The following is a 19,881-nucleotide window of genomic DNA, read 5'->3' as shown; positions in this document are numbered from 1 at the left end:
AAGCATGGCTTCTATTTACATTGCCTACGGCAGCGTTGAAGGGCAGACGGCCCACATAGCGGAGTACATCGCCGATGTGATCCGGGCGCACGGGCACCACGCTGAAACCGCGGACCTCAAACAGGCTCCGGACGGCATTCCGGACGGGCAGGACGCCGTCATCGTGGCGGCGTCGGTGCATATTGGCAAGCACGAGGGCTACGTTGCGGACTTTGTCCGCAAGAACCGCAGCGAACTTGATCGTTTGCCGTCCGCCCTGGTCTCTGTCAGCCTTGCCGCCCAAGGGGATGAAGCCAGTGCGGAGGGCTACGTGGAAAAGTTCGAGGAGGAGACCGGCTGGCACCCCCGCCATGTAGCGATGTTCTCCGGTGCGCTGATGTACACCCACTACAACTTCCTGAAACGCCAGATGATGAAGAAGATCGCCAAGGACAGGGGCTCCCAGGACCTGGACACGTCCCGCGACTACGTCTACACCGAGTGGGACGGCGTGAAGCGCTTCGCCGAGGACTTCCTGGCCGGGGTTCCGGGATCTCCTCCTGGCGTCAACAAGTGAGAACCCCGGCAGCCGTACCCGTCCTGTTCCTTGCTGCGTCCGCTCTTCTTGGCGGGTGTTCGCAGCCCGGGAACCAAAACACTCCGGAGCCTGCACCCAGCCCCTCCACCGGTGGGACCAGCCCTGCCTGCGACCTCATCACTCCTGAAATTGCCGCGAAAGTCGTACCCGGGATCATGCCTGCAGGCCAGAACAGCAGTGACAGGCCGCCCGGAAGCAAGGCCTATCTCTGCACGTATTCGAGCAAGTCCATGGACGGAGGCATCACGGCCCTGTCGGTGGCACTCACCTCGCCCGCCTCGTCGCAGGACATCTCCACAGCGAAGTCGGCGCCCGACTGCTCACCCGTCACCGGAATCGGTGACTTCGCCTGCCTGCAGTGGACCGGCTACTTCCGGGGCGAGGCCGGGGGCGCCTCCGCGAACGTTGTCCTCACAGCTGTCCGGGGCGACGAGACGCTCGAAATGCCGTACGTCACCTCCGCGCCCATGAACGGCGCTCCCGCTCCCGACGGCGATGCGATGGCCCGTGCGCTCGCACAGGCAGCAGTGGACGCCGGCTGGGGCAACGGCACCCCGCTCGGCGTTCCCGTGGTCCCCGCTTCCTAGTCAGGCGGCCTGGACCGCCCGGAAGTGTTTTTCGATAAGCCCCTTGATGTCCTCATGGCAGCCGCCGCAGCCGGTTCCGGCACGCGTTGCCTTGGACACCTCGGGCACCGTGGAGCAGCCCTCCTCAACGGCGCCCTGGATGGCGGCTCCACTGACTCCGGCGCACCGGCAGACGGTGCCCGCGGGATCGGCGGCACCCGTGCCCGGCAGCTGGTCCGGCCCGTCGAGGCGCAGCAGCAGGGACCGGTCAGCCGGAAGTTCCGCGCCGCGTTCGAACAGCCCCACCAGCTCGGCCGCCGTGCGGGGCATGCCCACCGCCACCAGGCCCTCCAGGACGCCGCCGCGGGTGGTCATTTTGACGTAGCGGCCGTGTTCCGGGTCCGCCCACTGGGAAACCTGGAGGCGCGGGCGCCCGTTCACCGCGCCGGCAGCAAGGGCGTCCTCGTCCCAGGGTTCTGCGGAATTGTCGCCGGCCACGGCCATGTTCATGCCGCGCGCCTTCAGGACGATCACGCCCGGCTGCTCCGCCGGGAGCGCCGGCAGCAGGGCGACGTCCTCCCCGCCGTCCGCCAGCAGGGTCAGGTACCCGGCCAGCCACTCGGCCTGCCGCCAGCCCGGCCCCACCAGGCCGGAGGGCCCCTTGGCGTTGCGGCAGGGTGCGCAGTCCGGATCCGGGCAGCGCACCTCGGCGCAGTCACCGATGGCAAAGATGTGCGGCTCGTGGTGCGCGCGGAGTTTGTGGTCCACCAGGATGCCCGCGGACGTGGAGAGCCCGCAGCCCTCGGCGAGCTCAGTGCGGGGGCGGACGCCGCAGGAGAGCACCAGGAGGTCGCCGTCGATCGCGGACCCGTCGTCGAGCAGCAGCGCAGAGAAGCCGCCGTCGGGCGCGTTGTGCTCCACGCCCGTGGAGCGCGCGTTGCCGGCCATGCGCACGCCGCAGCGGCGCAGGCTCGCCGCCAGTACGGAGCCGCCGCCGCGGTCGATGGTGCGTCCCAGCGGATGCGGGCCGTTGTGGACCACCGTGACGGTGGCTCCTTCTTCCGCTGCGGCCAGGGCGGTCTCCAGGCCCAGGACGCCGCCGCCCAGGACCACCACCCGCTTGCCGCCGGTCACGGCCCGCCGCAGCGCCTCGGCGTCGCGGATGTCGCGAAGGGCGGTGACGCCGGCGGGGAGGACAGGGTGGGTGGGGTCGGGGTTGATGCCGGTCAGGTTGGGAATGACCGGGCGCGACCCCGTGGCAAAGACCAGGCGGTCGTAGTGGACGGCACCGCCGTCGGACAGGAGGACCTGTTGCCGGGCCCGGTCCACACGCTTCACCCGGACGCCCAGGCGGATGTCGGCGCCCTGGGCGGTCAGCTCCGCGGCGTCTGAGAGGGCCAGGGCCTCGGCGGTGGTCCTGCCCACGCCGAGATCGGCCACGAGCACGCGGTTGTAGGCTGCCTCAGCTTCCTCGCCCACCACTGTCAGGCCCACCTTGCCGCTGCGGACGGCAGGCAGGAGTTCGTCAACCAGCCGGGACGCCACTGGGCCGAATCCCACAATGACAATCTGCTCGCTCATGAGGCCTCCGTCGTTTGAAGCACGTTGGTGGAAAGGGGCGCGGCTACGGGCCGGACCCATACGGTGTTGAATTTGAACTCCGGCATCCCGGAGATGGGGTCTGTGGCCGCTTCCGTGAGGCGGTTCGCACTCTCGAGTTCGGGGAAGTGGAACGGCAGGAAGATGGTTTCGGGACGGATGGCGGTGCTGAGCTGGGCCCTGCACTGCACCTCGCCGCGCTCATTGGTCACGGACACGAGCGCCCCCTCGGTGATGCCCATCGATGCCGCAGCCGCCGGATGGATCTGCACCTTCGCTTCCGGCTGCGCCGCCAGCAGCTCCGACACGCGCCGGGTCTGCGCCCCGGACTGGTAGTGCTCCAGGAGGCGGCCGGTGATGAGGGTCATGGTTTTCGCGGCGGTGCCATCCCCTGCAGGTGGTCCGGCAGGAGTACGACGGCGGCGCGGCGTCACCGGGGTCATCACGGCTTTGCCGTCCGGGTGCGCGAACCGGTCCTGGAACAGCCGCGGTGTTCCCTGGCTGCCGGCGGGGTAGGGCCAGTAGGCGGCTTCGCCGCGATCCAGCATGGCGTAGTCGATTCCGGAGTAGTCCGCCAGTCCGCCGGCAGAGGCAAGGCGGAGTTCCTCGAACACGGTCTCGGGGTCCTCGCTGTAGGTGGAGGGGGCGTCAAGGGCTTCGGCCAGCTGCGCCATGATCCACAGTTCACTGCGGGCGCCGGCCGGCGGAGTGAGGGCCCGGCGGCGGCGCAGCACGCGGCCTTCGAGGTTGGTCAGGGTGCCCTCTTCCTCCGCCCACTGCAGGACGGGAAGGATGAGGTCCGCCTCAGCGGCCGTCTCGGACATAAAGAAGTCGCAGACCATCAGGAAGTCCAGGCTCCGGAGCCCTGCGATCACGGTGTTGGCGTCGGGGGAGGCCACGGCGATGTTGGAGGCGTGGACAAAAAGGCAGCGGACGCCGTCGGGCTTGCCCAGCGACTTCAACAGCTGCACGGCCGGCAGGCCCGGCCCGGGAATGAGGTCCTCCTCCACGCCCCAGACTTTCGCCACGTGGGCGCGGGCGGCGGGATCGGTGATCTTGCGGTAGCCGGGGAGCTGGTCGGCCTTCTGGCCGTGCTCACGTCCGCCCTGGCCGTTGCCCTGGCCGGTGAGGGTGCCGTAGCCGCTCCGGGCCGAGCCTGGCAGGCCCAGCAGGAGGCTCAGGTTGATCGCTGCCGTGGCAGTGTCGGTACCGTCCACGTGCTGTTCCACGCCGCGGCCGGTGAGGATGTAGCTGCCGCCGTCGCGTGCGCCTCGGGCCAGCCGGCGGGCCGTTTCGCGGACAAGTTCAGCCGGGACGCCGGTGAGGGACTGCACCCGTTCGGGCCAGAAGGAGTTGACGCTGCGGGCTACGGCGTTGTAGCCGGACGTGCGGTCAGCCAGGTACGCGGTGTCCACCAGGTTCTCGTGGATGACCACGTGGGAGATGCCCAGGAGGAGGGTCAGGTCGGTGCCCGGCAGGGGCTGGAGGTGGAGGCCGCCGCCGTCGGCCGTGAAGGCGGCCGTGGCGGAACGGCGCGGATCCACCACGATCAGCCCGCCGGCGTCGCGGGTTCCCTTGAGGTGCTGCACGAACGGCGGCATGGTTTCGGCGACGTTGGAGCCGAGCATCAGGATGGTGCTGGCGGTGTCCAGCGCTTCGAGGGGAAAGGGGAGCCCGCGGTCAACGCCGAAAGCCCGCATCCCGGCCGCCGCGGCCGAGGACATGCAGAACCGGCCGTTGTAGTCGATGCGGGAGGTGCCCAGGGCGAGCCGGGCGAACTTCCCCAGCATGTAGGCCTTTTCATTGGTGAGGCCGCCACCGCCGAACACGCCGACGGCGTCGGCACCGTACCGGGCGCGGGCGTCCTTCACGGCAGACACGGCGAGGTCCAGGGCCTGGTTCCAGCTGATGGGCCGGTGGACGCCGTCGGAGCCCTTCAGGAGCGGCTCCGTGATCCGCCCGGGGTGGTTCAGGAGGGAGGGGGAGGTCCAGCCCTTGCGGCAGAGGCCGCCGCGGTTGGTGGGGAAGTCCCGGCCGCTGACTTCAAGGGGTGCGGCCAGGGGGATTCCGGGGGCAACAGTTCCCGGCACGGGGACTGACCCCGGCCGGGAAGCCGGGGTCAGTGCCGTGGGAGACGTGAGCGTCATGGCGCACTGCAGGGCGCAGTAAGGGCAGTGCGTGTCGGCGCTTTTGGTCATGTTAGACGTGTCCCATCGCATTTCGGTTGGCGTTGCGGATGTAGCAGGCCCAGCACACCACCAGCATCAGGACGTACGCCCCGACGAAGCCGTAGAAAGCGGGGGTGTAGGAGCCGCTGGCCGAGTTGGAGGCGTTGAGCACCTGCGGGATCACGAACCCGCCGTAGGCGCCGATGGCGGAGATGAGGCCCAGGGCGGAGGAAGCGAGGCGCTGGGTGGCCACCGAGCTGGCACCGTTCCGGGCAGCGCGGCTGTTGGTGGCAAAGATGATGGGGATCATCCGGTAGGTTGCACCGTTGCCGAAGCCGCTGGCGGTGAAGAGCATCAGGAAGAGGACAAGGAAGAGCCAGAAGTTCTTCAGCGGCAGGGTCCAGATCATGGTGAGGGTGATGACGGCCATGGAGGCGAAGGCGGCCACGGTCATCCGGGCCCCGCCCATCCGGTCAGCCATGCGCCCGCCGTACGGGCGGGCCAGGGAGCCCACCAGCGGGCCGAGGAAGGCCAGCGACAGTGCCACGGTGCCCACCCCGATGGAGGAGAAAGCCGGGAAGTAGTCCTTGATCAGCTTGGGGAAGACACCGGCGAAGCCGATGAAGGAGCCGAACGTGCCGATGTAGAGCAGCGCCATGATCCACAGGTGCGGTTCCTTCAGCGCTGCGATTGAGCCTGCCACGTCACCCTTGGCGCTGGTGAGGTTGTCCATGTACTTCCAGGCGCCGAAGGCGGCGATCAGGATGAACGGGACCCACATCCAGCCCGCCAGGGGCAGGTTGACCGTGCCGACGGCGAGGAGGGTGATGGCAATCGGAACGGCCAGCTGTGCGACGGCGGCACCCATGTTGCCGCCGGCGGCGTTCAGGCCCAGGGCCCAGCCCTTTTCGCGGGCGGGGTAGAAGAAGGTGATGTTGGCCATGGAGCTGGCGAAGTTGCCGCCGCCGAAGCCTGCCAGGGCGGCCACCAGGAGCATGACGCCGAACGGGGTTTCCGGGTTGGAGACACACAGGGCCAGGCCGATGGAGGGAATCAGGAGCAGCAGGGCGGACACGATGGTCCAGTTGCGGCCGCCGAAGCGGGGGACCATGAAGGTGTAAGGGATGCGCAGCGTGGCACCCACCAGGCTGGGCATGGAGATCAGCCAGAATATTTCGGAGGTGGAGAAGTTGAAGCCGGCTGCGGGGAGCTGGACCACCACGATGGACCAGAGCTGCCATACGACAAAGCCGAGGAATTCGGCGAAGATTGACCAGTTCAGGTTGCGGCGTGCAATGGAGCGGCCTGCGGTTTCCCACTGTTCCTTGTTCTCGGCGTCCCAGTTGGCGATCCAGCGGCCGGGGCGGTGTTCAAGGGCGGGGGCGTCTGTGGTGCGGGTAGGGCCGGGCTGTGCGCTGGCGGATGCGGCGGTTCCGGGCAATGCGGAGTCTTCGAGATCAACGGAACTTCCGGTGCCGGCATCGGCGGTGCGGTCAACAGTCACGGGGTACCTCCTTCTGGGGGATGTTGTTCCTCCAAGGTAGGGAAGCCGCGTTTCGTGGACGGACGCCAAGTGTTAACGCGCTGTGACATTTGCCTATCGGCACACCTCGCCGGGTGTGAGGCGGGCGGCGTGGACCACACAATGAGACACACCCCACAGGTCCGCATGCTGGACCTTTCGTCCATTGACTGGACGGAGGGAACTAATATTGAACTCTGATTATTTCGAGCCGTTCCCTTACCCCGGGTCCGGCCGGTCCTCACGAAAGCGTTTACCTATGTCATCCACCCATACCTCCACGGTGTCCGGGTCCCAGCCGGTGAACTCACGCGGACGCGTGATCGTTGCCAGCCTGATCGGCACCACGGTTGAGTTCTACGACTTCTACGTCTACGCCACCGCCGCGGTGCTCGTTTTCCCGCAGCTGTTCTTCCCCAACCAGAACGAAACCACCCAGCTCCTGAGCTCGTTTGCCGTGTTCGGCGTGGCGTTTATCGCCCGCCCCCTCGGCTCGATCGTCTTTGGCCATTTCGGCGACAAGTTCGGCCGCAAGGGCACCCTGGTGGCATCCCTCCTGACCATGGGTATTGCGACCTTCCTGATCGGCTGCCTGCCCACCGCACTGGTTCCGGGCTGGGAGTTCTGGGCTCCGGCCCTGCTGGTGGTCATGCGTTTTGCCCAGGGCCTGGCCCTGGGTGGTGAATGGAGCGGCGCCGCGCTGCTGGCCACGGAGAATGCCCCGGCCAACAAGCGCGCCATCTACGGGACCTTCCCGCAGCTGGGCGCCCCCATCGGCTTCATCATCGCCAACGTCATCTTCCTGGTGTTCAGCTACGCGCTTTCTCCGGCGGACTTCCAGGCGTGGGGCTGGCGCGTGCCGTTCCTGCTCAGCGCCGTCATGGTGATCATCGGACTGTACGTCCGCCTGAAGCTGATCGAAACTCCTGCCTTCACCAAGGTGATCGAGTCCAACGAGGTGGCCAAGCTGCCGCTGGGCCGGGTGTTCAAGACCAGCTGGCGCCAGCTCATCCTTGGCACGTTCATCATGCTCGCCACGTATGTGCTCTTCTACCTGATGACCACATTTACCCTCACCTACGGCACCCGTCCCGCCACGCTGGACGCTGCCAGGGCCGCGGCTGAAAAGGCCGGAAAGCCGATGTCGGAAGCGGCCGCCGCGGCGTTCGTCCCCGGCCTGGGCTACACCCGCAACGACTTCCTGTGGATGCTGATTGCCGGCGTCGTCTTCTTCGGCATCTTCACCCTCGTCTCCGGACCGCTGGCCGAGAAGTACGGCCGCCGCAAGATGCTCCTGGCCGTCACCGGCGGAATCTTCGTCTTCGGCCTGCTGTTCGTCCCGCTGTTCAGCGGCGGGTTCGTTGGCACCATGGCGCTGCTGGTGATCGGGTTCTCCCTGATGGGCCTGACGTTCGGGCCGATGGGCGCGCTACTGCCCGAACTGTTCCCCACCAACGTCCGGTACACGGGGTCGGCAGTGAGCTACAACTTCTCCAGCATCCTGGGCGCAGCGGTGGCCCCGTTCATCGCCGTCGCGCTGTGGGAACTCGCGGACGGCAGCCCCGTGCTGGTGGGCGTCTACCTGACCTCCATGGCCGTTCTGACGCTCATTGCCCTGTTCGTGAGCAAGGAAACCCGCGACCTGGACTACGAGAACAACGTGGCCTAGGAAAACGGACTGTACGTTCCAGCCCGGTTCGTGGCTGCGGTGCCCGGTGCGTTCCCCGTCAACAGGGGAGTGCGCCGGGCACTTTTGCGTCCAGGGCCGGAGCAGGCGGGCAGGAACGCACGACGGCGGCGCTTCGGGGCCGCCCGCGGTGTCATCGGGCGTAGCGGTCCACGAAGTTCCGCAGCACCTTCATGGGTTCGGTGACGGTGAACTGCCGGGCGTTCTCCATCAGGTCCTCAGCCGATTCCGGCGGGAAGTAGCCGGCGTGGCGGTAGATGTCGATGCGGGTGATAAGGCCGTCCACGTCCAGTTCGGGGTGGAACTGCGTGGCGTACAGGTTCGTCCGGATGCGGAACATGTGCACCGGGCAGGCTTCGGAGCGCGCAAGCAGCACGGCGTGCGGCGGCAGGGCGGTGCAGGCCTCCTTGTGGCCGGTGAAGGCGGTAAAGGTGCGCGGCATCCCCTTCAGGACCGGGTCCTCGAGTCCCGCGTCCGTGAGTTCTATCTCCACTCCGCCCAGCGGTTCACCATAGGTCCTGTCGATGAGGGCGCCCTGGTGCGTGCCGAGGGTGCCAACGCCGTAGCAGGCGCCCAGGAACGGGAAATCCCGGGCCACCAGCCTATCCAGCAGCCCGGACAGTTCACGTTCCACCCGCTGCTGGACGGCTGATTTCTCTTCCGCCGGATCGCTCGAGGTGAAGGGGCTTCCGCCAACAATGACCCCCGAGTAGTCCGCGAGGTCCAGGTCCGGCAGCGGGGCAGCCTCGAGCCTGACCCGGCGCAGTTCCCGCTCTTCGAGGCCGCCATAGCGCAGGTAGGCGTCGTATTCGTCGTCGGCGGCAGCGTCCTCGGCCCGGGAGGCCAGGAGCAGGAAAGGCAGCATCTGCTAAGTGTGCCGGTTTGGGCCGGAGCTGTCAGCTAGGCCGGGGGCTGGGTGAGGGAGCGGCGCGACTGCGGGCGCGCGGCAGGGTCCGCATGCCGGTGCACGAGCTTCCAGTAGCCTTCCTCGCGCCGGAAGATGCTGGTCACCCGGAGGGCGAACTCCTCGGCGACAGCCGCACCGTCCAGTCGGGCCTGGAAGTGTTCGGTCTCCACCAGGTAGGCGGTGTCCCGTGCGGTGTAGGACGTGATGGTGTCGAACCCCAGCATCTGGCCGTCCTGGAACTGCCGGGCAGCCTGGTCCAGCCTCGCCTCCACCTGCGCCCAGCCGCGGGCGATCCCGCCAAAGGGGTTGGCCAGCGTGACGTCGTCCAGCCGAGAATAGAGTTCCTTGACGGGCTCGGGATTGCCCCGGGTGATTTCGGGGACGGCCAGGTGGTACCTGCCCACTTCTTCCTGGAAACTGGGTGCGAGCATGGGTGCCTCCGGCGCTTACTGGTCTTCGATCATGGCGATGATGGCGCCGGCAGACACTGTTTCACCGGAGGACGCCTCCAGCCCGATGACGATTCCGGAGCGGTGCGCCGTCAGGGGCTGCTCCATCTTCATCGCCTCGAGGACCACCACCAGGTCGCCCTCGGAGACGACGTCGCCGTTGGCAACAGCCACCTTGACGATGGTTCCCTGCATGGGGGAGGTCAGGGCATTGCCGGTGGCCGCTGCAGGACCGCCGGAGCGGGAGCGCTTCTTCGACTTTGCCGGCTTCGCGGCCGCCGCCCCTCCCGTTCCCAGGGAACCCAGGGATGCGGGCAGGACCACTTCCAGGCGCTTGCCGCCCACTTCGACCACCACGCGCTGGCGGTCGTCGGCCGCGCCGTCCGCGTCGGCGGAGCCCTCGGGCGTCCAGGCCGGAAGGTTGTTGACGAATTCTGTTTCGATCCACCGGGTGTGGACCGTGAACGGGCCCTCGGCCGGGGCGAACGCAGGATCGGACACCACCGCGAGGTCGAACGGGATAACCGTGGGGATGCCCTCCACCACCATTTCCTCAAGCGCGCGGCGGGCACGCTGCAGGGCCTGGGGACGGGTGGCTCCGGTGACGATCAGCTTGGAGAGCATGGAGTCGAAGTTGCCGCTGATCTCGTCACCCTGCTCGATGCCTGAGTCGATGCGGACTCCCGGGCCGGTGGGGTTCTTCAGCACGCGCACGGTGCCGGGCGCCGGCATGAAGTTGCGGCCCGGGTCCTCGCCGGTGATGCGGAACTCGAAGGAGTGCCCGCGCACCTCGGGGTCGCCGTAGCCGAGCTCTTCGCCGCGGGCCAGCCGGAACTGCTCGCGCACCAGGTCGATGCCGGTGACTTCCTCGGACACGCAGTGCTCCACCTGAAGGCGGGTGTTCACTTCCAGGAAGGAGATGGTGCCGTCCTGTCCCACCAGGAATTCGCAGGTGCCGGCGCCCAGGTAGCCTGCCTCCTTGAGGATCGCCTTGGAGGACTCGTAGAGCCGGCGGTTCTGATCTTCGGTGAGGAACGGCGCCGGGGCTTCTTCGACGAGCTTCTGGTTGCGGCGCTGGAGCGAGCAGTCGCGGGTGGAAACCACCACGACGTTGCCGTGGGCGTCCGCCAGGCACTGAGTCTCGACGTGCCGGGGAGCGTCCAGGAAGCGCTCGATGAAGCACTCGCCGCGGCCGAAGGCAGCGGTGGCCTCGCGCACGGCGGATTCGAAGAGCTCGGGGATTTCCTCGCGGGTGCGGGCCACCTTGATGCCGCGCCCGCCGCCGCCAAACGCAGCCTTGATGGCCACGGGCAGGCCGTGCCGGTCCACGAACTCGAGGATTTCCTCGGCGGATTCCACCGGGTCGGCGGTGCCGGGGACCTGCGGGGCGCCGACCTTTTCCGCGATGTGGCGGGCCTGGACCTTGTCGCCGAGGGCGGAGATGGCTTCGGGGGAGGGGCCGATCCAGGTGATGCCGGCGGCGATCACCTTCGCGGCGAACTCGGCATTTTCGGCCAGGAAGCCATAGCCGGGGTGGATGGCGTCGGCGCCGGACTGGCGGGCGGCGTCGATGATCTTGTCCATGACCAGGTAGGACTCGGCCGCGGTGTTGCCGCCCAGGGCGTAGGCCTCGTCAGCGAGGCGGACGTGCAGGGCGTCGCGGTCCGGGTCCGCATAGACGGCCACTGAGGCGATGCCTTCGTCGCGGGCGGCCCGGATGATGCGGACGGCGATCTCACCGCGGTTGGCGATCAGCACCTTTGTGAGGGTCGACTGCGTGGTTCCTGCGGACTGCTCCAAATTTGCTGACAAGGCGTCTCCTTCTTTCCTTCAGGGAGCCTAGCGCGGTTTTGAGGGTTCCGCCGATATTACTTGCGGAATCCGCGTGTAAACGGGTCAAGCTTTGTAGGGAAGCTACAAGACCCTGCTAATTGCGGCGCTTTTGTTGCGGGCGCTGCAGGAACCGTCAGCCGCGCCAGAGGTCGGTGATGCGCACGTTCGCGGCGGCAAGGAGGCTGCGGAGGGTGGAGACGGAAAGCCCGACGACGGCGTGCGGGTCGCCGTCGACCTTCCGGATGAACGCCCCGCCCAGGCCGTCGATGGTGAAGGAGCCGGCACAGTGCAGCGGCTCGCCCGTGGCGATGTAGGCGTCGATTTCTGCCGGGTCCATCTCCAGGAAGGCGACCTCGGCCGAGGCCACCGTCCCGAGGGTGGCGCCGGTACCGGTACCTTCGCCGTCGTCGTCGGAATGTGTGTCCCGGCAGTCCACCAGCCAATGGCCCGTATGCAGCACCCCGGTGTTGCCGCTCATCCGCAGCATGCGCTCGCGGGCGATCTCGGCGGTGTACGGCTTGCCGTGCGCCTCGCCGTCGAACTCGAACACAGAGTCGCAGCCCAGCACCAGCGCGCCCTCAGCTTCCGGCAGCGCAGCCACCGCCTCGGCCTTGGCCCTGGCCAGCAGCAGGGCGGTGTCGTGCGGATCGGTGACGCCGTAGCGGGCCTGGACGGCGTCTTCGTCCACGTCGGACACCAGGATGGAGTGCCGGATGCCGGCCTCGGCCAGGAGCTTGGTGCGGGCGGGGGACTGGGATGCAAGAATCAGGCGGACCACAAATCCAGCCTAATTGACCGGCCCGGCCTGGTGGACCAGTTCCCCGGGAACCGGTGCCGCCTCGGACCGGTTGAGCTTGGCGCCCTCCACGTCCACGTCAGGCAGGATCCGGTCCAGCCACCGGGGCAGCCACCAGGATTTTTCACCCAGCAGGTACATTACGGCCGGGACGATGGTCATGCGCACCACGAAGGCGTCCAGGAGCACGCCGAACGCCATCGCGAAGCCCAGCGGCCGGACCATGGTGAGGTGGCTGAAGATGAAGCCCGCAAAAACACTGACCATGATGATCGCGGCGGCGGTCACCACAGCTGCCGCGTGGCGGAAGCCCACCCGGACGGCCTCCTTGGCGGTGGAACCGTGCATGTAGGCCTCCCGCATGCCCGAGGCGATGAACACCTGGTAGTCCATGGCCAGGCCAAACAGCACACCGATCAGGATGATGGGCAGGAAGCTCAGCACGGCGCCGGGGTTGGCGACGTCGAACACGCCGCCGAGCCAGCCCCACTGGTAGACAGCCACCACGGCGCCGAAGGCTGCGGCGAGCGAGAGGAGGAAACCCCCCGTGGCCAGCAGCGGCACCACGATGGAGCGGAAGACCAGCAGCAGCAGGATCAGGGAAAGTCCGACGACGATCGCCAGGTAGGGCGGCAGGGCGTCACCCAGCTTGGTGGAGACGTCGATGTTGCCGGCCGTCTGGCCGGTCAGGCCCATCGCCACCCCGTGCTCGGACTGGATGTCATCATTGAGGCCGCGGAGCTTGGACACCACGTTGACGGTGCTGGCGCTGGCCGGGCCTTCCTCGGGGATGACCTGGAAGACTGCGGTCCGGCGGTCCTCGCTGAGGGCGACCGGCACGGCGGCCACCACATTGTCCACGGCGCGGAGCTTGTCGGCCACGTCGTACTGCAGGGTCTGTGCCTGGGCCTCGTCGAGGCCGGCCGGGAACTCGCCCACGGCGACGATGGGGCCGGTGACGCCCTCGCCGAAGCTGCGGGCCGTGAGGTCGTACGCCTGGTAGGCCTCGGAGTCCACGGGTTCGGAGCCGCCGTCGGGCAGTGCGAGCTGCAGCTGGGTGGCTGGCAGCGCGAGGGTGCCCAGGAGGAGCACGCCGGCCAGGAGGGCCAGGATGGGGTGGCGGGTGACCAGGCCGCCCCAGCCACGGGTGCTGCGCTCGCGGTCCCTGGCCTCATCTGCTGCTTCGTGGCCGGGCTCCGCGTTGTGGGCATCGGCTTTGGCCCAGGCCCGCCGGGAGATGATGCGCCGGCCGATCAGGGACAGCATGGCGGGCGTCAGGGTGATTGCCACCAGGACGGCCACGGCAACGGTGCCGGCCGCGGCGAGGCCCATGACGGTGAGGAACGGCAGGCCCGGCACCACCAGTGCGGCGAGGGCGATGATCACGGTCAGGCCGGCGAAAACCACGGCGTTGCCGGAGGTGCCAGTGGCCCGCGCCACGGATTCCTCCGGGTCCATCCCGGCCAGCAGCTGCGTCCGGTGGCGGTTGACGATGAACAGGGAGTAATCGATGCCCACGGCCAGGCCCAGCATGAGGGCCAGCATGGGGGAGATGGAGCTCATGTCGAAGAGGCCGGACAGGGCGAACGTGATGCCGACCCCCACGCCGACGCCCACCACGGCCATCAGCAGCGGCAGTCCGGCGGCAACCAAGGTGCCCAGCATCAGGATCAGGACCAGGGCCGCCACCGCAATGCCGATGATCTCAGCGGCGCCGAAGAGTTCCGAGATGTCCTCGGTGATTTCCTTGCTGGCGTAGGCGGTGACGCCGGCGCCGGACGTCTCGTGGGCGATGTCCTGGACTTGCTGGCGGACCTCGGGGCTCAGGCCGTTGATGGAGGTGTTGAACTGGACCTGGGCGACGGCGGCGCGGCCGTCTTCGGACACGAACCGAATGGCCGAGGACGCTTCTGCCTGGCGCTTGCCGAGCTCGAGCTTTGCCTTGCTGGTGTCCAGCTCCCGCGCGCCGGCCTCAAGCCTTGCCTGGCCCTCGGCCAGTGCCGCCTTTTGCTGGCCGAGCTGGGCCTCGATGAGCGCGGCAGGGGCGCCGGCTGCCGAAAGCTGCTGCTCTGCTGCGGCCAGCTGTGCCTGGCCGGCTTCCACCTGGGCGCGGGAGGCGTCCAGTTGGGCCTGGCCCGCGGCAAGCTGCTGCTCGCCGTCGGTGATGGCCTGCCCTGCCTGGTCAACCTGGGCCTGCGTGGCGAAGGGATTCACGGTGCCGCGGACGTCCGGAACGGACTCAAGCTTCTTGAGCGCATCCGTGACGGCGGTCCGGCTTTCGGTGGTAAAGCCGGCGTCGGGCGCCTCAAAAACGATGGTGGCGGTGCCTCCGGATGCTGAGGGAAGCTCTTCCTTCAGCTTGTCGGCGATCCGCTGCGTCTCCGTGCCGGGAATCTGGAAGTTGTTGGACAGCGTGCCGTGGAACGCTGCGGCGGCGCCGCCAACGGCCAGCAGGGCGGCAAGCCAGAGGGAAATGACCAGCCAGCGCCGGCGGTAGGAGAACTTGCCCAGGCGGTAAAGGAACAGTGCCATGTGAGGGGACCGATCTGATCAGGAGGAACGGGAGGCTGAGGATGAGGGGGCGGGCGTGCCGCCCGTGGTGAAACCGGAACCGAGCAGGGCCATGGCGTCTATCAGGAGCTGCCTGAGCTCCGCGAGGGAAGCCGGTGAGAGGTCGGCGCCGCGGCGGGAAAACCAGACCTCCATGGCGGCCTTGCCGCAGGAAATCACCGACCCCGCCAGGGCGCGGAGGTAGAGCTCGTCCGCTGCACCGGGTGTGGCGGACGCACGGTTGCGGGCCACTGCGGTGATCTGTTCCCGGCAGTGGTCCCAGGCTTCCAGTTCGGAGTGGGACATCAGGCTGCTCTGCTGGGTCAGTGTGAACAGTTCGGCCAGCGGGGCCACCGTCATCGGGTCCGCAAGGGCCATCAGTGCCTCTTGGGCGGACTGGAGGACGGGCTCGTCCGCGGGCCGGAGTTTGAACTGCTGGATGGCGTTGTCCAGGAAGCCGTGGGTGACGGAGGCCAGTGCGGCGTCGGTGCTGCCGAAGTAGTTGAAGAAGGTCCGGCGTGAAATTCCGGCGGCGTCTGCGATGTCCTCCACGGTGAAGTTCCCGGGCCCGCTGCTGCGCAGGAGGGTCAGAGCGGCGTCTGTAATGGCCTGCCGGGTGGCGGCTTTGTTCAGCTCCCGCCGGGATGTCGGCGCGGATGGCTGGTCGCCAGGTTGCCCGGAGGCTTCCGGCGGGGTGGGGTCTGCGGAAACTGTCACGCTTTTACACTACGTGCAAGTTTGCACTCTGGGCAACTTACTTTCACAGCAGAATGAAAGGTTCCCAACAGCTCTTCCATGAGTTACTTGCCGATGCTGGAAATGTCCCGAAAAGGACTAAGGATCAGCAGCCGTCCCGGACGGCAGTACCAGGAGACAAGAAATGTCACGCACAAAGAAAATGACCCTCGGCCTGTCAGCCACGGCGCTGGCCCTTGGCGCCGGAATCGGCGTTGCCGGCATGGCCTCCGCCACCACGACACCCACCCCCAGCGCGAGCTCGAGTGCCTCTGCAGACGCCAGCGCCAGCACCGCGCCCGGCGGCGGCATGGGCAAACACGGCGGCCGGGGCGGTGAGCGTGGAATTGCCCAGGCGTCAGCACTGGCGGAGAAGCTGGGCGTTGAGGAAGCAAAGGTGACCGAGGCCCTGCAGGCCTTCCGCGAGGCCAACAAGCCCGCCGGTCCTCCGGCGGAGGGGGAGAAGCCTGATGCAGCTACCCGCGAGGCCGCCCTTGCGAAGTCGCTGGCTGAATCGCTCGGCATCGAGGAATCCACGGTCACCACGGCGCTGGAGGAGCTCCGCAGCGAACGGCAGGCAGAGAAGGCGGCGGGCCTGAAGGTCCGGCTGGACCAGGCCGTTGCGGACGGAAAACTGACCCAGGTCGAGGCGGATGCCGTCACGAAGGCGGTGGAGAGCGGCGTGATCGGCGGCGGGCACTGACCGCACGCCTGGCCTCACTCCTGCTGGGTAGCGCCTGAGACAGAGTTGGCGCTTCACACAGAAAGAAGTCCCCGGGAACGGTTGGTTCCCGGGGACTTCTTCGTGGTGGGTGAGCAGGGGCCCTTAGGCCTTCGCATCCTCCAGGTGGCGCGGAGCGGTGTCCGTGGTGGTGCCGTCCTGGGGAGCGGCGTCAGCGTCGAAGCTGTCGTCGACAAACGGCGTGCCGTTGCGGGGCGCGTTGTACAGCTGCTCGTCCAGGATGCCCTGGCGCTTGGCCACAATGGTGGGAACTAGGGCCTGGCCGGCCACGTTGACCGCGGTGCGGCCCATGTCCAGGATCGGATCGATGGCCAGGAGCAGTCCGACGCCGGCCAGCGGCAGTCCCAGCGTGGACAGCGTCAGCGTAAGCATCACCACGGCGCCGGTGGTGCCGGCCGTGGCCGCGGAACCAAGCACGGAAACCAGGGCGATCAGCAGGTACTGGGTGAAGTCCAGCTGGATGCCGAAGAACTGGGCCACGAAGATGGCTGAGATCGCGGGGTAGATTGCGGCGCAGCCGTCCATCTTGGTGGTGGCTCCCAGCGGCACGGCAAAGGAGGCGTAGGCGCGGGGGACGCCCAGGCTGCGCTCGGTGACGCGCTGGGTCAGCGGCAGGGTGCCCACGGAGGAGCGGGAGACGAAGGCGAGCTGGACGGCGGGCCACACGCCCGAGAAGTACTGCTTGACCGAGAGGCCGTGGGCGCGGACCAGGATGGGGTACACCGCGAAGATGACCAGGGCCAGGCCCACGTAGATGGCGAAGGTGAACTTGCCCAGGGAACCGATGGTGTCCCAGCCGTAGACGGCAACGGCGTTGCCGATGAGGCCCACGGTGCCCAGCGGGGCGATGCGGATGATCCACCACAGCACCTTCTGGATGACGGCCAGCGCCGAAGCGTTCAGGCTCAGAAAGGGTTCGGCAGCCATGCCCACCTTGAGCGCGGCAACACCGACGGCGATGGCGATCACGAGGATCTGGAGCACGTTGAAGCTGACGGAGGTGGTGACCGCGCCGGATTCTGCAACGGTGGAGCTGGCGCCGAGTCCCAGGAAGTTCTTGGGGAAGAGGCCCACCAGGAAGGCCCACCAGTCGCCGGACTTGCCGGAGTACTTGGCTTCCTCTGAGATGCCGGTGTTGGCACCGGGCTGCAGCAGGACACCCAAGCCGATGCCGATCAGCACGGCGATCAGGGACGTGATGGCGAACCACAGCAGGGTGTTCCAGGCGAGCTTGGCGGCGTTGGAGACCTGGCGCAGGTTCGAGATGGAGCTGACTACTGCGGTGAAGATCAGGGGTACGACGGCGGTCTGCAGCAGCGACACGTAGCTGGAGCCGATGGTCTGCAGCGTGGCGCCAAGGGCGTTGGGGCTGGCCTTGGTGCTGCCGGTGTACTTGGCCAGCAGGCCGAGGCCGAGCCCCACGATGAGGGCGGCGATGATCTGGAAGCCGAACGAGCCAGCCCATTTGGGCAGCTGGAAGCCGGTCTTTCCTGCGGGAGAGGGGGTGCTTGTCTGAGTGCTCACCCGAATACGCTAGGGCCACCCCGCATACCACGGCGAACGAACATTGAGAAATATTACGCCCCCCAAGTTTCCACAGAAGCCAAAAATCCCTGTGGGACAAGGGTTTTAGCCCTTTATGTTAAGTATTCCCGGTCCGGGTGTGCTTAACATCTCGCGCAGCGGCGGCAACGAGGGGCCCGTCCGGCAGCGCGCGTCAGAGCGACGAAGGAGCAGCGCGCCGAGGACGGGCCCCTTGGGGCCGCGAACTCAGAGCTAAGAAAGCAGCGCCCGCCGGAGCGTGTCCAGTCCTACGGAGCCGATGTTGAGTGCCCTTGTGTGGAACTCTTTGAGGTCGAACCCGGGGCGTGCCTCGAGTTCCGCGCGGATTTGTTCCCAGAGCCGCTGGCCCACCTTGTAGGACGGCGCCTGGCCCGGCCAGCCCAGGTAGCGCGTGAACTCGAAGTTGAGTTGTCCTTCGCTGATGGGCAGGTTCTCCTTCAGGAATTCATAGCCTTTGTCCGGGGTCCACGTGCCGGTGCCCCAGCGCTCGGGGACCTCCAGTTCAAGGTGGACGCCGATGTCGAACACCACGCGGGCGGCCCGCATCCGCTGCATGTCCAGCATGCCCATGTGGTCGCCGGGATCGTTCAGGTAGCCGAGTTCCTGCATGAGGTTTTCGGCATACAGCGCCCAGCCTTCGCCGTGGCCGGAGGTCCAGCAGACGTTGCGCCGCCATTTGTTCAGCAGTTCGCGGCGGTAGGTGGCGGTGGCCACCTGGAGGTGGTGGCCCGGCACGCCCTCGTGGTAGACGGTGGTGGTTTCGGCCCAGGTGGTGAAGGTGTCCTCGCCGGCGGGGACGGACCACCACATGCGGCCGGGGCGGCTGAAGTCATCCGAGGGGCCGGTGTAGTAGATGCCCCCTTCGTCGGTGGGCGCGATCAGGCATTCCAGCTTCTTCATGACGTCCGGGATGTCGAAGTGGACGCCGGCGAGTTCGGCCACGGCTTTGTCTGAAAGCTCCTGCATCCATTCCCTCAGCGCCTCCTTTCCTTTCAGCTGGCGCGCGGGGTCGTTGTTCAGGATCTCCTTGGCCTCGGCGATGGTGGCGCCGGCCTTGATGGTGTCCGCCACCTGTTCCTGCCGTGCGATGAGCCTGTCCAGTTCCTCCACGCCCCAGGCGTAGGTCTCTTCCAGGTCAACCGTCGCGCCAAGGAACGAGCGGGAGGCGAGGGCGTAGCGCGCCCTGCCCACGGCGTCCTTCTCGGGCGCGGCGGGCAGCAGCTCCGCGCGGAGGAACTCCGCCAGCCCGCTGTACGCTGCCCGGGCGGCGGCAGCGCCGGCGTCGAGCTCTTCCTGGACGGCGGCGGGCAGCGGCCCGGCGGCCGTGGCTGCCCCTGCCGCGAGCTTCGCAAAGAAGCCGTCCCCGGCGGCGTACTTCGTGACCTGCTCAATGACGATCCTGACCTGGCGCACCGCGGCGATCCGGCCGGCGTCCTTCGCCTGGCGCAGGGATTCGGTGTAGCCGGCGATGGCTGCGGGAACGTTGGACGCGCGGCCGGCAATGTGCTGCCAGTCCTGCACGGTCTCCGTTGGCATGAGGTCGAAGATGGCGCGGATGTCCTGAGCCGGGGAGGCGATGTTGTTCAGGTCGGCGTAATCCCAGCCCGAGGCGTGGATCAGCAGCTGCAGGCCCAGCCGCTCCTGCATGGCGTCGAGTGTGACGGCGTCAACATCGTCCTCCGGCACGAGGCCCTCGAGGTCGGTCAGCGCCTTGCGTGCGGCCTCGGCGAATTCGGCGATGCCCGCGGGGGAGAAGTCCTGGTATTCGGTTTCGTGCCCGGGAACGCCGAGGGTGGTGGCGAAGGACGGATTAAGCCTGATCAGGGTGTCGGTGTAGTCATCTGCGACGGCGTCGATGCGGGTATGCGGGCGGGCGGCAGGAGAGGTGTCTGTAATCACCCTCAGAGACTAACGGCGCTGCGGCTTTTCCGAACAGGCCCACGCCGCCGGAGCGTGCGGCCAGTCCCGCTAGCCGCGGCTCCGCTTCCACGCGCCGGGACCCGGGGTGGGATCCAGCCTCAGCCGCTGGCGGCGGACCCAGTGCCGGACCGGCGGCTTGTCCGTCCCGGTGTGCTGGACGCCGCCAAGGGAGAGTACGACGGCGGTCAGCGCCGCCAGCTCCTCGGCTGTCGGCTGCCCCTTCACCACTGAGAGCAGGGGCATGGCGGGTGCATTGCTGTCGTCAGC

At 67.8% G+C, this 19,881-nt stretch carries 16 protein-coding genes; 4 read left to right on the top strand and 12 right to left on the bottom strand.

Features of this window, described 5'->3' with window-relative positions:
- Nucleotides 1–4: 4 nt before the first annotated feature.
- A complete protein-coding gene (locus AC6CHP_RS09195; RefSeq protein WP_498229366.1) occupies nt 5–556 on the top strand; it encodes a flavodoxin domain-containing protein in 552 nt (183 codons plus the stop codon).
- Nucleotides 553–1,164 carry a hypothetical protein gene (locus AC6CHP_RS09190; protein WP_498229364.1) on the top strand — a complete coding sequence of 204 codons (612 nt, stop codon included), beginning with the start codon at nt 553–555 and terminating at the stop codon, nt 1,162–1,164. The genes AC6CHP_RS09195 and AC6CHP_RS09190 overlap by 4 nt, the downstream gene beginning before the upstream one ends.
- Here AC6CHP_RS09190 and AC6CHP_RS09185 read toward each other — a convergent pair whose 3' ends face one another.
- Genes AC6CHP_RS09185 through AC6CHP_RS09175 form a run of 3 tightly spaced genes read right to left on the bottom strand, consistent with a single transcriptional unit; the run spans nt 1,165 to nt 6,414 of the window.
- The gene (locus AC6CHP_RS09185; protein WP_498229362.1) at nt 1,165–2,724 is read right to left on the bottom strand and encodes an FAD-dependent oxidoreductase; all 1,560 of its coding nucleotides are present in this window, start codon (nt 2,722–2,724) and stop codon (nt 1,165–1,167) included. It abuts the gene before it with no gap.
- On the bottom strand, nt 2,721–4,940 hold the full coding sequence (locus tag AC6CHP_RS09180) for a molybdopterin oxidoreductase family protein (RefSeq protein ID WP_498229360.1): 2,220 nt from the start codon (nt 4,938–4,940) through the stop codon (nt 2,721–2,723). The genes AC6CHP_RS09185 and AC6CHP_RS09180 overlap by 4 nt, the downstream gene beginning before the upstream one ends.
- A gap of 1 nt (nt 4,941) precedes the next feature.
- Nucleotides 4,942–6,414, bottom strand: a complete 1,473-nt coding sequence (locus AC6CHP_RS09175; protein ID WP_188730228.1) for an MFS transporter — start codon at nt 6,412–6,414, stop codon at nt 4,942–4,944.
- 277 nt (nt 6,415–6,691) lie between these two features.
- Here AC6CHP_RS09175 and AC6CHP_RS09170 point away from each other — a divergent pair, with 277 nt between their 5' ends.
- Nucleotides 6,692–8,101 carry an MFS transporter gene (locus tag AC6CHP_RS09170; RefSeq protein WP_174179494.1) on the top strand — a complete coding sequence of 470 codons (1,410 nt, stop codon included), beginning with the start codon at nt 6,692–6,694 and terminating at the stop codon, nt 8,099–8,101.
- A 151-nt stretch (nt 8,102–8,252) separates the two neighbouring features.
- Here the strand turns inward: AC6CHP_RS09170 and AC6CHP_RS09165 are convergent, their stop codons facing one another.
- The 6 genes from AC6CHP_RS09165 to AC6CHP_RS09140 form a co-directional block, all read right to left on the bottom strand.
- On the bottom strand, nt 8,253–8,984 hold the full coding sequence (locus AC6CHP_RS09165; protein WP_498229357.1) for a glutamine amidotransferase: 732 nt from the start codon (nt 8,982–8,984) through the stop codon (nt 8,253–8,255).
- 35 nt (nt 8,985–9,019) lie between these two features.
- Nucleotides 9,020–9,457 (bottom strand): YybH family protein, encoded by a 438-nt coding sequence (locus tag AC6CHP_RS09160; RefSeq protein ID WP_104185311.1) that lies wholly within the window; start codon nt 9,455–9,457, stop codon nt 9,020–9,022.
- Between the two features lie 15 nt (nt 9,458–9,472).
- A complete protein-coding gene (locus tag AC6CHP_RS09155) occupies nt 9,473–11,287 on the bottom strand; it encodes an acetyl/propionyl/methylcrotonyl-CoA carboxylase subunit alpha (protein ID WP_377195053.1) in 1,815 nt (604 codons plus the stop codon).
- A 154-nt stretch (nt 11,288–11,441) separates the two neighbouring features.
- On the bottom strand, nt 11,442–12,086 hold the full coding sequence (locus AC6CHP_RS09150) for a Maf family protein (RefSeq protein WP_188730220.1): 645 nt from the start codon (nt 12,084–12,086) through the stop codon (nt 11,442–11,444).
- 9 nt (nt 12,087–12,095) lie between these two features.
- Nucleotides 12,096–14,636, bottom strand: a complete 2,541-nt coding sequence (locus tag AC6CHP_RS09145) for an MMPL family transporter (RefSeq protein WP_498229354.1) — start codon at nt 14,634–14,636, stop codon at nt 12,096–12,098.
- Nucleotides 14,637–14,654: 18 nt separating this feature from the next.
- A complete protein-coding gene (locus AC6CHP_RS09140; RefSeq protein WP_498229352.1) occupies nt 14,655–15,371 on the bottom strand; it encodes a TetR/AcrR family transcriptional regulator in 717 nt (238 codons plus the stop codon).
- Nucleotides 15,372–15,534: 163 nt separating this feature from the next.
- On the opposite strand from AC6CHP_RS09140, the gene AC6CHP_RS09135 reads away from it, so the two are divergent.
- Entirely contained in the window at nt 15,535–16,092 is a 558-nt protein-coding gene (locus tag AC6CHP_RS09135; protein ID WP_498229350.1) for a hypothetical protein, read from the top strand.
- A 123-nt stretch (nt 16,093–16,215) separates the two neighbouring features.
- Here the strand turns inward: AC6CHP_RS09135 and AC6CHP_RS09130 are convergent, their stop codons facing one another.
- From AC6CHP_RS09130 to AC6CHP_RS09120, 3 genes are all read right to left on the bottom strand, one after another.
- On the bottom strand, nt 16,216–17,655 hold the full coding sequence (locus AC6CHP_RS09130; protein WP_498229348.1) for a dicarboxylate/amino acid:cation symporter: 1,440 nt from the start codon (nt 17,653–17,655) through the stop codon (nt 16,216–16,218).
- A 252-nt stretch (nt 17,656–17,907) separates the two neighbouring features.
- On the bottom strand, nt 17,908–19,593 hold the full coding sequence (locus AC6CHP_RS09125; protein WP_498229346.1) for a DUF885 domain-containing protein: 1,686 nt from the start codon (nt 19,591–19,593) through the stop codon (nt 17,908–17,910).
- Nucleotides 19,594–19,662: 69 nt separating this feature from the next.
- A complete protein-coding gene (locus AC6CHP_RS09120) occupies nt 19,663–19,857 on the bottom strand; it encodes an acyl-CoA carboxylase subunit epsilon (RefSeq protein WP_104185522.1) in 195 nt (64 codons plus the stop codon).
- Nucleotides 19,858–19,881 lie beyond the last annotated feature (24 nt).

The organism is Pseudarthrobacter sp. GQ63 (assembly GCF_059758765.1).
This window is presented reverse-complemented; position numbering and strand designations above follow the sequence as displayed.